At 53.3% G+C, this 13,876-nt stretch carries 9 protein-coding genes, 2 pseudogenes and 1 other annotated feature; of the genes and pseudogenes, 5 read left to right on the top strand and 6 right to left on the bottom strand.

Going from position 1 to position 13,876, the window contains the following annotated elements; genetic code table 11:
- Window positions 1-118: 118 nt before the first annotated feature.
- Both acrB and acrA read right to left on the bottom strand, forming a co-directional pair.
- Window positions 119-3,268, bottom strand: coding sequence for an efflux RND transporter permease AcrB (acrB, locus tag AC3G3F_RS15250; protein ID WP_023246702.1), 3,150 nt, complete (start codon window positions 3,266-3,268; stop codon window positions 119-121).
- A 22-nt stretch (window positions 3,269-3,290) separates the two neighbouring features.
- Entirely contained in the window at window positions 3,291-4,484 is a 1,194-nt protein-coding gene (acrA, locus tag AC3G3F_RS15245; RefSeq protein ID WP_023246703.1) for a multidrug efflux RND transporter periplasmic adaptor subunit AcrA, read from the bottom strand.
- Window positions 4,485-4,625: 141 nt separating this feature from the next.
- Between acrA and acrR the strand changes: the two genes are divergently transcribed.
- Together acrR and mscK are read left to right on the top strand one after the other, a co-directional pair.
- Window positions 4,626-5,279 (top strand): multidrug efflux transporter transcriptional repressor AcrR, encoded by a 654-nt coding sequence (acrR, locus tag AC3G3F_RS15240; protein WP_023246704.1) that lies wholly within the window; start codon window positions 4,626-4,628, stop codon window positions 5,277-5,279.
- A gap of 118 nt (window positions 5,280-5,397) precedes the next feature.
- Window positions 5,398-8,760 carry a mechanosensitive channel MscK gene (mscK, locus tag AC3G3F_RS15235; RefSeq protein ID WP_053508530.1) on the top strand — a complete coding sequence of 1,121 codons (3,363 nt, stop codon included), beginning with the start codon at window positions 5,398-5,400 and terminating at the stop codon, window positions 8,758-8,760.
- A 41-nt stretch (window positions 8,761-8,801) separates the two neighbouring features.
- Here the strand turns inward: mscK and AC3G3F_RS15230 are convergent.
- The 4 genes and pseudogenes from AC3G3F_RS15230 to priC form a co-directional block, all read right to left on the bottom strand.
- Window positions 8,802-9,302: pseudogene (locus AC3G3F_RS15230) on the bottom strand (Rpn family recombination-promoting nuclease/putative transposase); the annotation flags it as partial.
- Between the two features lie 116 nt (window positions 9,303-9,418).
- Window positions 9,419-9,862 (bottom strand): annotated as a pseudogene (locus AC3G3F_RS15225) (Rpn family recombination-promoting nuclease/putative transposase); the annotation flags it as partial.
- A gap of 69 nt (window positions 9,863-9,931) precedes the next feature.
- Entirely contained in the window at window positions 9,932-10,099 is a 168-nt protein-coding gene (rsmS, locus tag AC3G3F_RS15220) for a pleiotropic regulatory protein RsmS (RefSeq protein WP_023246708.1), read from the bottom strand.
- A gap of 13 nt (window positions 10,100-10,112) precedes the next feature.
- A complete protein-coding gene (gene priC / locus AC3G3F_RS15215; protein WP_023246709.1) occupies window positions 10,113-10,640 on the bottom strand; it encodes a primosomal replication protein N'' in 528 nt (175 codons plus the stop codon).
- Between the two features lie 68 nt (window positions 10,641-10,708).
- Here priC and AC3G3F_RS15210 point away from each other — a divergent pair, with 68 nt between their 5' ends.
- From AC3G3F_RS15210 to dnaX, 3 genes are all read left to right on the top strand, one after another.
- Window positions 10,709-11,086, top strand: coding sequence for a DUF454 family protein (locus AC3G3F_RS15210; RefSeq protein ID WP_023178567.1), 378 nt, complete (start codon window positions 10,709-10,711; stop codon window positions 11,084-11,086).
- A 152-nt stretch (window positions 11,087-11,238) separates the two neighbouring features.
- Entirely contained in the window at window positions 11,239-11,790 is a 552-nt protein-coding gene (gene apt, locus AC3G3F_RS15205) for an adenine phosphoribosyltransferase (RefSeq protein WP_023246710.1), read from the top strand.
- Window positions 11,791-11,903: 113 nt separating this feature from the next.
- Window positions 11,904-13,832 (top strand): DNA polymerase III subunit gamma/tau, encoded by a 1,929-nt coding sequence (gene dnaX / locus AC3G3F_RS15200; RefSeq protein ID WP_023246711.1) that lies wholly within the window; start codon window positions 11,904-11,906, stop codon window positions 13,830-13,832.
- Window positions 13,165-13,229 (top strand) — a sequence feature (DnaX frameshifting element). Its footprint overlaps the gene before it by 65 nt.
- Window positions 13,833-13,876 lie beyond the last annotated feature (44 nt).

The raw sequence follows: 13,876 nt of genomic DNA, 5'->3' as shown, positions 1-13,876 counted from the left end.
CGGTAGGGACTATACGTTTTATTAATATGGCAAAAAATAAACAATCTAACAATAAGCGTATTTTATGATTTTTACGCAAAAAAAGGCCGCTTGCACGGCCTTATCAACAATCAGTAGATCAGCGATGTTCTGTAGAATGGCTGTGCTCTATATCTTCGCTTTTACGGCTAAAGCGGCGGCGGACCACCACGAAGAAGACCGGTACGAAGAAAATAGCCAGTACGGTTGCCGTTACCATCCCGCCCAGTACGCCAGTACCTACCGCATTCTGAGCGCCGGAACCCGCGCCGGAACTGATAACCAGCGGCATAACCCCCAGCATGAATGCTAACGAGGTCATCAGAATCGGGCGCAAACGCATACGGACGGCCTCCAGCGTCGCTTCTACCAGACCTTTTCCTTCTTTATCCATTAAGTCTTTGGCGAATTCGACGATAAGTATCGCGTTCTTCGCCGACAACCCAATGGTTGTGAGCAGGCCCACCTGGAAGTAAACGTCGTTAGTCAGCCCGCGGAAGGTGGCGGCAAGCAGAGCGCCGATAACCCCAAGCGGCACGACCAGCATTACGGAGAACGGTATAGACCAGCTCTCATACAATGCCGCCAGACACAGGAAGACGACGATCAGCGAGATAGCATACAGGGCAGGGGCCTGGTTGCCGGACAATCGTTCCTGGTAGGACATCCCGGTCCAGTCATACCCGATGCCGGATGGCAGCTTGCTGGCCAGTTCTTCCATCATCGCCATCGCTTCACCGGTACTCTTACCTGGCGCCGCCTGACCCAGAATTTCCATCGAAGGCAGACCGTTATAGCGTTCCAGACGCGGCGAACCATATTCCCAGCGGGAAGAGGAGAATGCGGAGAACGGCACCATCTGACCATCGCTACCACGGACGTACCAGTCATTAATATCATCAGGCAACATGCGGTATTTCGCTTCGGACATCACGTAAACTTTTTTCACACGACCGCGATCGATAAAGTCGTTTACATAGCTGCCACCCCATGCTGCGCCCAACGTGGTATTAATGTCGCTAATGGACACGCCCAGCGCCTGAGCTTTTTCCTGGTCGATATCGATTTTGAACTGCGGCGTATCTTCCAGGCCGTTAGGTCGAACACCTACCAGCAGATCAGGATATTTCGCCACTTCGCCGAACAACTGATTACGCGCCTGGGTGAGTTTTTCATGGCCAAGGCCTGCCTGGTCAATCAACTCGAAGTCAAACCCGGTTGCGGTGCCCAGTTCAACAATCGCTGGCAGGTTAAAGGCGAAAACCATCGCATCTTTAATTTGTGAAAACGCTGCGGTTGCCCGTTGGGTAATCGCTTCAACCTTGTTTTCATCACCTGGACGATCGGCCCAGTCTTTTAACGATACGAACGCAATACCGGTATTTTGACCGCGTCCTGCAAAACCGAAGCCGTTGACGGCGAATACTGACTCAACGTTGGCTTTCTCTTTGTTCAGGTAGTAATCCGTGACCTCATCCAGCACTTTTTGCGTGCGTCCTTGCGTCGCGCCAGCAGGGAGCTGAACCATTGTCAGAAATACGCCCTGGTCTTCATCCGGCAAGAAAGAACTTGGCAGACGAACGAACAGATAAGCCATACCGACGACGATAATGAGATAGAGAAGCAGATAACGACCGGTGCTGCGCAGAATATTGCCTACGCTATCGGTGTAGTGATGCGTGCTCTTATCGAACAGGCGGTTAAACCAGCCGAAAAAGCCTTTTTTCTCTTCGCCGTGATCGCCTTTGGCGACGGGTTTGAGCATCGTGGCGCACAGCGCAGGCGTCAGGATCAGCGCAACCAGCACTGACAGCGCCATCGCCGATACGATGGTGATAGAGAACTGCCGATAAATCGCCCCGGTTGAGCCGCCAAAGAAGGCCATCGGAATAAATACCGCCGACAGTACCATCGCGATACCCACCAATGCGCCCTGAATCTGCCCCATTGATTTGCGCGTTGCTTCCTTCGGCGGAAGGCCTTCTTCCGTCATAACACGTTCAACGTTCTCGACCACCACGATGGCGTCATCCACCAGCAAGCCGATGGCGAGCACCATCCCGAACATCGTCAGAGTGTTTATCGAGAAACCGAAGGCCGCAAGCACGGCAAAGGTTCCCAACAACACTACCGGAACCGCAATGGTCGGAATCAACGTCGCACGGAAGTTCTGCAGGAACAGGTACATGACCAGGAACACGAGGATAATCGCTTCGACCAGCGTTTTTACCACTTCATGAATAGAGATTTTCACGAATGGCGTGGTGTCATACGGATAGACGATTTTCATCCCAGGCGGGAAGAACGGTTCCATTTTTTTCAGTTCGGCGCGAATAGCGGTAGCGGTATCCAGCGCGTTGGCGCCGGTAGCCAGTTTGATGCCAAGACCTGAAGCCGGCTGACCGTTAAATTTCGCGATGATGTCGTAGTTTTCGCCGCCAAGCTCAATTTTCGCTACATCCCGCAGACGAACCTGGGAGCCATCCTGATTCACCTTCAGCAGGATTTTGCCAAACTCATCCGTCGAGGTCAGACGCGTTTGGGCAATAATCGATGCGTTAAGCTGCTGGCCTTTTACTGGCGGCGTACCACCGAGCTGACCTGCTGCGACCTGGGCGTTCTGCGCTTTGATAGCGTTAATCACGTCGACTGGCGTTAGTTGGTATTTGGTCAGCTCTGTCGGATTCATCCAGATACGCATCGCGTACTGCGAACCAAATAGCTGAACGTCGCCCACCCCAGAAGTACGGCTGATCGGATCTTTCATATTGGCGGCAACATAATCCGAAATATCCTCCTGGGTCATGGTGCCGTCAGTGTTAATGACGCCCACTACCATCAGGAAGCTACTTGAGGATTTCTCAACGCTCACGCCCTGTTGCTGTACTTCCTGCGGAAGTAACGGCATTGCCAGTTGCAGTTTGTTCTGAACCTGAACCTGCGCGATGTCCGCATCGGTGCCGGATTCAAAGGTCAGCGTGATCTGCACGGTCCCCGTGGAGTCACTGTTTGAGGACATATACATCAGGTTATCGATACCGTTCATATTCTGTTCGATAACCTGCGTGACGGTATCCTGTACCGTTTTCGCATCAGCGCCAGGATAGGTCGCGGAGATCGTCACTGCTGGCGGCGCAATCGTTGGATATTGCGCTACCGGCAATTTGAGGATCGCGAGCCCCCCTGCCAACATGATGATGATGGCGATCACCCACGCAAATATAGGGCGATCGATAAAGAAATTAGGCATGTCTTAACGGCTCCTGTTTAAGTTAAGACCTGGGCTGAGCAGGTTGATCACCGCTTGCGGCTTGCTGTTTGTTATCCGCGGTAATTTCCTGCACTTTAACCTGTGCGCCAGGACGTACTTTTTGCAGCCCGCTGACGACTACGCGGTCGCCCGCTTTCAACCCGTCAGTCACCAGCCACTTATCGCCGATCGCCTGGTTTGCGACGATTTGGCGGGTTTCGACTTTGTTATCGGCGCCAACCACCAGCACCGTGGCATCGCCGCGTGGAGTACGGGTAACGCCCTGTTGTGGAACCAGTAATGCCGTCGGTTTTGTCCCTTCCTGCAGACGTGCGCGAACGAACATTCCTGGCAATAAGGTGTGATCCGGGTTAGGGAAGATGGCGCGCAAAGTAATAGATCCGGTGGTTTGGTCAACGGTAACGTCGGAGAATTCAAGTGTACCGGACTGTGGGAATTTGATACCGTCGCTGGTCACCAGGTCCACCTTCGCTTTGCCGTTTTCCTGTTTCAGCGAACCATTTGCCAGCTCCTGTTTCAGGCGCAGGAAGTCATTGCTGGACTGGGTCACATCCACATAGATAGGGTCTAGCTGCTGCACTGTCGCCAGCGCCGACGCCTGACCGTTCTGTACCAGCGCCCCTTCCGTTACGGACGACTTACCAATACGGCCGCTAATCGGTGAGGTAACTTTGGTATATGCCAGGTTGATACGTGCGGTTTCAACGGCGGCTTTTGCTGCGACAACGGCGGCAGTCGCTTGTTGCGCGTCGGCCAGCGCCTGATCGTATTCCTGCTTACTGATGTACTGCGTACCCAGCAGTTTTTGATAACGCTTCACCGTCAGTTCAGCGATATTCGCGGCGGCCTGTGCTTTTGCCAAATCGCCCTTGGCGCTGTCGTAAGTCGCCTGATAGGTCGCAGGATCAATCTGATAGAGAGAGACTCCCGCTTCGATATCACTTCCTTCAACGAAATTACGCTTCAGGATAATGCCGCTTACCTGTGGACGAACTTCGGCGATACGGTAAGCAACGGTACGACCCGGAAGTTCAGTTGTGATCTGCAGTGGTTCCGTTTTTAGCGTGACAACCCCAACTTCTGGCATCTGCTGGCCGCCTTGCTGGTCCTGTTTGTCGTCACATCCTGTTAGCGCTAAGCTGCCTGAGAGCATCAGAACGACCGCCAGAGGCGTTAACCCTCTGTTTTTGTTCATATGTAAACCTCGAGTGTCCGATTTCAAATTGGTCAATGGTCAAAGGTCCTTAAACCCATTGCTGCGTTTATATTATCGTCGTGCTATGGTACATACATCCATAAATGTATGTAAATCTAACGCCTGTAAATTCACCGACATATGGCACGAAAAACCAAACAACAAGCGCTGGAAACACGACAACACATCCTGGATGTGGCCCTGCGCTTGTTCTCGCAGCAAGGCGTATCGGCGACCTCGCTGGCGGAGATTGCGAACGCTGCTGGTGTGACGCGCGGCGCAATCTATTGGCATTTCAAAAATAAGTCGGATTTATTCAGTGAGATCTGGGAGCTATCAGAATCCAATATTGGTGAGCTTGAGATTGAGTATCAGGCAAAATTCCCCGACGATCCACTATCTGTATTAAGAGAAATTTTAGTTCATGTTCTTGAAGCTACTGTAACAGAAGAACGACGCCGCTTATTGATGGAGATTATATTCCATAAATGTGAGTTTGTCGGAGAAATGGTTGTGGTTCAACAGGCGCAACGTAGCCTTTGTCTGGAAAGTTACGATCGGATAGAACAAACGTTAACACATTGTATTAATGCTAAAATGCTGCCTGAAAATCTGTTGACCCGTCGTGCGGCGATACTGATGCGCAGCTTTATTTCAGGGATTATGGAAAACTGGTTATTTGCCCCGCAATCATTTGATTTAAAAAAAGAAGCTCGCGCCTACGTCACCATCCTGCTGGAGATGTATCAACTGTGTCCGACCCTGCGAGCGTCGACGGTCAACGACACCCCCTGATACTATTCCAGGAAAACTCCTGGACGTTTTCTGTCTCGCTATTCTGTTTGTTACAGGCGTGATACTCTTGCGGCTTAATTATTTCCGCTCTGCTTGCCGGTTCAGACACTTCATTCTCATGACTATGTTGAAGCTTTATAAACGTTCACAGCATTTTGTTTTTATTACAATTAGCTTCCTTATTATCCTGCTGTCCTGTCAGTCTCTGGCGTTTGCACGGGGGCAAACGAATGGCGACCTGCCGTCAAAGGCGGATGTGCAAAACCAGTTGGATACGCTGAATAAGCAAAAAGATCTCTCCGCCCAGGATAAGCTCGTCCAGCAAGATCTTATTGATACGCTAGCCACGCTGGAGAAAATCGAGCGGATAAAAGATGAGACCGTACAACTGCGGCAGAAGGTGGCGCGGGCGCCTGAAAAAATGCGTCAGGCGACGGACGCGTTGAATGCGCTGAGCGATGTCGATAATGATGATGAAACGCGAAAAATGCTGAGTACGCTTTCGCTACGCCAGCTTGAACTGCGCGTGGCGCAGGTACTGGATGATTTGCAAAATTCGCAAAACGATCTTGCCGCTTATAACAGCCAGTTGGTTTCGTTACAGACCCAGCCGGAGCGCGTACAAAACGCCATGTATACCGCCTCACAGCAAATGCAGCAAATCCGTAACCGTCTGGACGGCAATAACGTCGGCGAGGCTGCGCTGCGCCCCAGCCAACAGGTGTTATTACAGGCGCAGCAGGCGCTGCTTAACGCGCAGATCGACCAGCAACGTAAGAGTCTCGAAGGGAATACTGTTTTGCAGGATACCTTGCAAAAACAGCGGGATTACGTGACGGCCAACAGTAATCGCCTTGAGCATCAGCTTCAACTTTTACAGGAGGCGGTCAACAGTAAACGACTTACGCTAACGGAAAAAACGGCCCAGGAGGCCATTTCGCCGGACGAAACGGCGCGTATCCAGGAAAACCCGCTGGTAAAGCAGGCGCTGGATATTAACCATCAACTAAGCCAGCGTCTGATTGTCGCGACCGAAAATGGCAATATGTTGATGCAGCAAAATATTAAAGTGAAAAACTGGCTCGATCGCGCGCTGCAGTCGGAAAGAAATATCAAAGAACAGATTGCCGTCTTAAAAGGCAGCCTGTTGCTGTCGCGTATTCTTTACCAGCAGCAGCAAACCCTGCCCTCTGCCGATGAACTCGAAGACATGACCAACCGCATTGCGGATTTGCGCCTGGAACAGTTTGAAGTCAACCAGCAGCGTGATGCCTTATTCCAAAGCGATGCCTTTGTCGACAAGCTGGAAGAGGGGCATACCAGTGAGGTGAATGATGAAGTTCACGATGCGTTGCTTCAGGTAGTGGAGATGCGCCGTGAGCTGTTGGATCAGCTAAATAAACAGTTGGGTAACCAGCTGATGATGGCAATTAACCTGCAGATTAATCAGCAGCAGTTAATGAGCGTCTCGAAAAATCTGAAAGCCATTCTGACGCAGCAGATTTTTTGGGTGAACAGTAACCGCCCCATGGACTGGGACTGGCTTAAAGCATTCCCCCAAACGTTAAAAGATCAGTTCAGCGCCATGAAAGTCACGGTGAACTGGCAAAAAGCCTGGCCCGCGGTATTTATTGCTTTTTTGGCCGGATTGCCGCTCTTGCTTATCGCCGGTTTAATTCGCTGGCGCCTGAAATGGTTAAAAGCGTATCAACAGAAGCTGGCCGCCGCCGTGGGGTCGTTGCGTAACGATAGTCAACTCAACACGCCGAAAGCTATTTTGATCGATCTGATCCGCGCGCTGCCGGTGTGCCTGATTATCCTCGCGCTTGGACTGATCCTGTTGACCATGCAGTTAAATATCAGCGATCTGCTCTGGGCCTTTAGCAAGAAGCTCGCGCTGTTCTGGCTGGTATTTGGGCTGTGCTGGAAGGTTCTGGAAAAAGAGGGCGTGGCGATACGCCATTTTGGTATGCCGACGCAGTTGACCAGCCACTGGCGTCGCCAGATTGTACGCATTAGCCTCGCATTGCTGCCGCTGCATTTTTGGTCTGTGGTGGCGGAACTGTCGCCGCTGAACCTGATGGATGACGTGCTGGGGCAGGCAGTTATTTTTCTCAACCTGTTGTTGATAACGTTGCTGGTGTGGCCGCTGTGTCGGGAAAGCTGGCGCGATAAAGAATCTCACGGCATTCGACTGGTGACCGTGACGATTCTTTCCATCATTCCGGTAGCGTTAATGGTATTAACGGCGACTGGCTATTTCTATACCACGCTGCGCCTGGCGGGGCGCTGGATTGAAACCGTCTATCTGGTCATTATCTGGAACCTGCTTTATCAAACGGTGCTGCGTGGATTAAGCGTAGCGGCGCGCCGGATTGCCTGGCGCCGCGCACTGGCTCGCCGTCAAAACCTGGTTAAAGAGGGAGCGGAAGGTGCGGAGCCACAGGAAGAACCCACCATCGCGCTGGAGCAAATTAACCAGCAAACGTTACGTATCACGATGCTGCTGATGATTGCCCTGTTCGGCGTTATGTTCTGGGCGATTTGGTCCGATCTGATCACTGTATTCAGCTATCTTGATAGCATCACGCTGTGGCACTACAACGGCTCCGAAGCTGGCGCTGCGGTGGTGAAAAGCGTAACGATGGGCAGCTTGTTATTCGCCATTATCGCTGCGATGGTGGCCTGGGCGCTCATCCGCAACTTACCCGGTCTGCTGGAAGTGCTGGTGCTTTCACGCCTGAATATGCGCCAGGGCGCCTCGTATGCGATCACCACGATCCTTAACTACATCATTATCGCTGTTGGCGCGATGACGGTATTCGGATCGCTTGGCGTCTCATGGGATAAACTCCAGTGGCTGGCGGCGGCGTTGTCGGTGGGTCTCGGCTTTGGGCTACAGGAGATCTTCGGTAACTTTGTCTCGGGTTTAATCATCCTCTTCGAACGTCCGGTACGCATTGGCGATACGGTAACGATCGGCACCTACTCCGGCACGGTCAGTAAGATTCGTATTCGTGCCACCACTATTACCGATTTTGATCGTAAAGAGGTGATCATTCCGAACAAAGCGTTCGTGACGGAGCGGCTGATTAACTGGTCCCTGTCCGATACCACGACCCGTTTGGTGATCCGGCTTGGCGTGGCCTATGGTTCGGATCTGGAGAAAGTGAAAAAAGTCCTGCTACAGGCGGCGATGGAACATCCGAAGGTGATGCACGATCCGGAACCTGCCGTATTCTTCACCACCTTTGGCGCCAGTACGCTAGATCATGAACTGCGTCTGTATGTGCGTGAATTGCGCGATCGTAGCCATACGGTGGATGAACTGAACCGCGCGATCGATCGACTGTGCCGCGAAAATGATATCAATATCGCCTTTAACCAGCTTGAGGTGCATCTGCACAACGCGAAGGGCGATGAAGTCACGGAAGTGAAGCGCGATCTCAACGGCGGCGATCTGGCGTCGGCGGCAAGCTAAAAGGCGGTGGGCCGCGCGCTTTATTAGTGCGCGCGGCACCGCTAATGCGAAAGCGTAGAAAGCTCTTCCGGCGTAATGCCGGTGACGCTGGCGATGAGTCCGGGTTCCAGCCCGTTGGCAAGCATTTTGCGGGCAATAGCGCGCGCTTCGGCCTCACGGCCTTGTGCTAACCCTTGCTCAAGCCCTTTTTGCAGGCCCTTTTGCAACCCTTCCGTGCGGCCTTTTTCTTCCAGCCATTCCGCTATTGTCATCAGTTGCTCCTTATACTGCGGCGCGCCCTGCGCCAGTTGACGAATCAGCGCCCCGGGTTCTGCGGCGTTTCCTGCTTTCAACATATAGTTGACCAGCACACTGAGCTGCGTGTCCGTTAAATGGTCCTGCGTTAAAAGTGTGATAAGGGGGTCGAGCAGTTCGCTTAAATCGCGTTGACGAATATGTTTTTGCAGGAGCGCTAACATCGCTATCCGCCGATGCTGCAAAAGCTGATTATCCGGCATTATCGTCAGGTCGACCAGCGCAAATTCATGACTGTATATACCCTTCATACTTCAAGTTGCTTATGTGTTGGCTACGCTCGCTCACCCCAGTCACATAGTTATCTATGCTCCTGGGGACTCACTCCCTTGCCGCCTTTAAGCAACTCGAATTATTTTGGGTATAAGGCCTTCGCCATATCCGGTTTCACAAACATATTATGCCAGTTAAGGCTATAGGGCCACGGGCTTTCCGGACCGTGATAAAAGAGGATTGGCACCACCAGCGGCAAGGTATCATGACCGGCATCCAGATGACGCTGCATTGCGGCAATGGCGTAACGCATCAGGCGAAAAGCCATCAGCCGGTCTGATTTGCTCTGATGTTCAATGAGCGCGTAAACATACCAGGGGCCGTGTTGGGTATGCAGAGAGTAGAGAATATCTGAATAGCGGCTGCGTAAATTGCCTTCAACAAAACTCCCCGACTCCAGCTTCAGTGAATCCAGATCGCAGATTTCAAGAAAGGCTTCTGGCAAGTGGATAGCCAGAAAGTCGCGGGCGACCTCTTTTTGCATCAGCATCTGTCGAAATACCGCATCGTGCGGCGTGGTGGGTAGACGTTCCATGACCCGTCCCTTGTTGCCTGACTGTGGCGACCACTCTGTCAGCGACAACGAGGACAAACCAGGGGGCAATTACTCTGTTTGCGAGTCGTCTTCCGTACTTTTTAACTTGTTTTCATAATCACGCCTAACAATTTCCAGCGCGCGTAGCACCGTTCGTGCCGGTAAGCGATTCTCTTCAAGTAGAACAATTAAATCCACGGCCAGTTTGACTTCATCAGGGGCATTTTCAAGCGACATACTTTCTCCTGGATTAACGGGTTAAACGCGCCAGTACGTTTTCTATTTTTTCCAGCGCATGTCGACAGCGCGCCAGTCGTTCTTCATAGATCTCGACTTCCTTTTGCAGCGTTTGTTGTTCGACAAGGCGGGTCGCCTGCGCCAGACGAATTTTGCGCTCCTGTGTCATCGCCAGGAGTCGACGTTCAAACTCCTGATGCTGTATTCGTCTGCGCTGCCAACGGCCAAGTCCTGGCGCGGCGGTGTCCCACTGGCGCAGCGACCAGGCGGCGGTTTCACGCGATATCGCCTCTAGTTGCGAAGCCAGATGTTCCGCCAGCCAGGCGACTTGCGGCAGTTGCTCATGTTTTACCGCCTGACGCAGCGCGGCGAGATTGGCGTCTGCCTCTTCCAGATATCCCTGCAACAGAGTACTGCGGGTACGGAAAAGATGCCGGTCAAAGCGCGCGCTTAACGTCGCATGTTGCGCCAGCGGCGCGCAGCGTTGGCGTAGCGTCGCCAGCCTCTCTTCCAGCGTCTGTAACAGCATAGCGGTTTTCAATTCAACACCCCGATGAAAATAAGACAGGCTGTGCTACAGTAGCCTTCTGTTTGATAACGATTCGCATTATGCAACGTACTATTTTAATCATCATTGGCTGGCTGGCGGTAGTATTAGGGACATTGGGCGTGGTTTTGCCCCTGTTGCCGACTACGCCGTTCATTTTACTGGCGGCCTGGTGTTTCGCCCGCTCGTCGCCGCGTTTCCATGCCTGGCTGTTATACCGCTCATGGTTTGGCGGTTATCTGCGCCACTGGCAACGCTATCGAGCCATGCCGCCGGGAGCAAAACCGCGAGCGATCGCGCTGATATTGCTGACCTTTGGTATTTCGCTGTGGCTGGTGAATATGATGTGGGTGCGGGTGCTGCTGTTGGTTATTTTGACCTGCCTGCTGATTTTTATGTGGCGGATACCGGTGATTGATGAAAAGCAACAAAAGCGCTGAAGCACACGAATCGCTGTTGCAATTGTCGTTCACAGCCAGTAAATTCGACCGTTTTCGAGCACAGGCGCAGGCGGTCAAAGAGTAACCGAGCGTTACTCCTGACCGAAAAGTATTGCGCCGTGAGTAACACCGTACTTAGCAGGCATATATCCATGACCGCGACTGCACAGCAGCTTGAGTTTCTCAAAAACAGCATCAAAAGCATTCAGGATTACCCGAAACCGGGCATTCTTTTCCGTGATGTCACCAGCTTACTGGAAGACCCGAAAGCCTACGCGCTCAGTATTGACCTGTTGGTTGAGCGTTATAAAAATGCGGGTATTACCAAAGTGGTCGGCACCGAAGCGCGTGGCTTCCTGTTTGGCGCGCCGGTTGCGCTTGGGCTGGGCGTTGGTTTTGTTCCGGTACGTAAACCGCGCAAATTACCGCGTGAAACTATTGCCGAGACCTATGAACTGGAGTATGGCACCGATCAGCTGGAAATCCATGTCGACGCGATTAAACCTGGCGACAACGTGCTGGTCGTGGACGATCTGTTGGCGACAGGTGGCACCATTGAGGCGACCGTGAAGCTGATCCGTCGTCTGGGCGGGAAAGTCACCGATGCGGCGTTCATCATCAATTTGTTCGATCTGGGCGGTGAGCAGCGTCTGGAAAAGCAGGGGATTACCTGTTATAGCCTGGTGCCGTTTCCAGGGCATTAATTCAGACTATCCGCACTGCTATTTTAGCCAGAGAGACAACCTCGCTGTATCGGCGAGGTTGTGTTAGCATTACCCTCCTATGAATCCACCTTCCAGCGTTTCAGAGCCTGCCAATGAGTTATCAGGTCTTAGCCCGAAAATGGCGCCCACAAACCTTTGCTGACGTCGTCGGCCAGGAACATGTGCTGACCGCACTGGCGAACGGCTTGTCGTTAGGGCGCATTCATCACGCATATCTTTTTTCCGGCACGCGCGGCGTCGGTAAAACCTCTATCGCCCGACTGCTGGCGAAGGGGCTGAACTGTGAAACCGGCATCACCGCGACGCCGTGCGGCGTTTGCGATAACTGCCGGGAAATTGAGCAGGGGCGTTTTGTCGATCTCATTGAGATTGACGCCGCATCGCGTACCAAAGTCGAAGACACCCGCGACCTGCTGGATAACGTCCAGTACGCGCCTGCGCGCGGTCGCTTTAAGGTCTATCTGATAGACGAAGTCCACATGCTGTCGCGCCACAGCTTTAATGCGCTCCTTAAAACGCTTGAAGAGCCGCCAGCGCATGTGAAATTTTTACTGGCGACCACCGATCCGCAGAAGCTACCGGTGACCATTTTGTCGCGCTGCCTACAGTTTCATCTCAAAGCGCTGGATGTTGAACAGATTCGTCATCAGCTTGAGCATATTCTCAATGAGGAACATATCGCTCACGAACCCCGCGCGTTGCAGTTATTATCACGCGCGGCTGACGGCAGCCTGCGCGATGCATTAAGTCTGACTGACCAGGCGATCGCCAGCGGCGATGGACAGGTCTCGACGCAGGCGGTAAGCGCCATGCTCGGTACGCTGGACGACGACCAGGCATTGTCATTAGTCGAGGCGGTGGTTGACGCTAACGGCGAACGCGTCATGTCGCTTATCAACGAGGCGGCGGCACGCGGTATTGAATGGGAAGCGCTGCTGGTCGAAATGCTTAGCCTGCTGCACCGTATTGCGATGGTGCAACTTTCGCCTGCCGCGTTAGGCAGCGATATGGCGGCTATTGAGCAACGGATGCGCGAACTTGCCCGGACGGTGCCTCCCGGCGATCTCCAGCTCTATTATCAGACGTTGTTGATTGGCCGCAAAGAATTGCCCTGGGCGCCGGACCGGCGAATGGGCGTTGAAATGACGTTACTGCGTGCGCTGGCGTTTCACCCGCGTATGCCCTTGCCGGAGCCTGAAACGCCGCGGCAGTCTTTTGCGCCCGTCGCCCCAACGGCGGTAATGACGCCGACGCAGGTGCCGCAGCAGTCGGCGCCCGCGTCGCAGACATCGCCAGCGCCGCTGCCAGCTTCCACCAGTCAGGTGCTGGCGGCGCGTAATCAGCTACAACGCGCGCAGGGAGTAACCAAAACAAAAAAGAGTGAACCGGCAGCCGCATCCCGCGCGCGGCCGGTGAATAACTCTGCGCTGGAGCGGCTGGCCTCGGTTTCAGAGCGCGTACAGGCGCGCCCGGCGGTGTCTGCGCTGGAAACGGCGTCAGTAAAGAAAGAGGCTTATCGCTGGAAGGCCACCACGCCGGTAGTGCAAACCAAAGAAGTGGTGGCTACGCCAAAAGCGCTTAAGAAAGCTCTGGAGCATGAAAAAACGCCGGAGCTGGCGGCTAAACTGGCGGCGGAAGCTATTGAGCGCGATCCGTGGGCAGCGCAGGTTAGCCAGCTTTCTCTGCCTAAGCTGGTGGAGCAGGTGGCGCTCAATGCCTGGAAGGAGCAAAACGGCAACGCGGTTTGTCTGCATCTGCGTTCGACGCAGCGGCATCTCAACTCCAGCGGCGCGCAGCAAAAGCTGGCGCAAGCGCTAAGCGATCTGACAGGAACGACGGTTGAACTGACCATCGTTGAAGATGATAATCCCGCAGTGCGTACGCCGCTGGAATGGCGTCAGGCCATTTATGAAGAGAAACTCGCGCAGGCGCGTGAGTCAATTATCGCGGATAATAACATTCAGACGCTACGCCGATTCTTCGACGCAGAGCTGGATGAAGAGAGTATCCGCCCCATTTGATCGTAAGCCTGGCTTGCGATTGTGAACCATCAAGAGAGAGAGCT

The organism is Salmonella sp. FC25216 (assembly GCF_057751355.1).
Note: the sequence above shows the minus strand (reverse complement) of the source record. Positions and strands in the feature narration are given on the sequence as shown.

Coding starts and splice junctions, on each gene's coding strand:
- acrR (WP_023246704.1), top strand. CDS start 4,626: ATGGCACGAAAAACCAAACAACAAGCGCTGGAAACACGACAACACATC.
- apt (WP_023246710.1), top strand. CDS start 11,239: ATGACCGCGACTGCACAGCAGCTTGAGTTTCTCAAAAACAGCATCAAA.
- AC3G3F_RS15210 (WP_023178567.1), top strand. CDS start 10,709: ATGCAACGTACTATTTTAATCATCATTGGCTGGCTGGCGGTAGTATTA.
- rsmS (WP_023246708.1), bottom strand. CDS start 10,099: ATGTCGCTTGAAAATGCCCCTGATGAAGTCAAACTGGCCGTGGATTTA.
- acrB (WP_023246702.1), bottom strand. CDS start 3,268: ATGCCTAATTTCTTTATCGATCGCCCTATATTTGCGTGGGTGATCGCC.
- mscK (WP_053508530.1), top strand. CDS start 5,398: ATGACTATGTTGAAGCTTTATAAACGTTCACAGCATTTTGTTTTTATT.
- acrA (WP_023246703.1), bottom strand. CDS start 4,484: ATGAACAAAAACAGAGGGTTAACGCCTCTGGCGGTCGTTCTGATGCTC.
- dnaX (WP_023246711.1), top strand. CDS start 11,904: ATGAGTTATCAGGTCTTAGCCCGAAAATGGCGCCCACAAACCTTTGCT.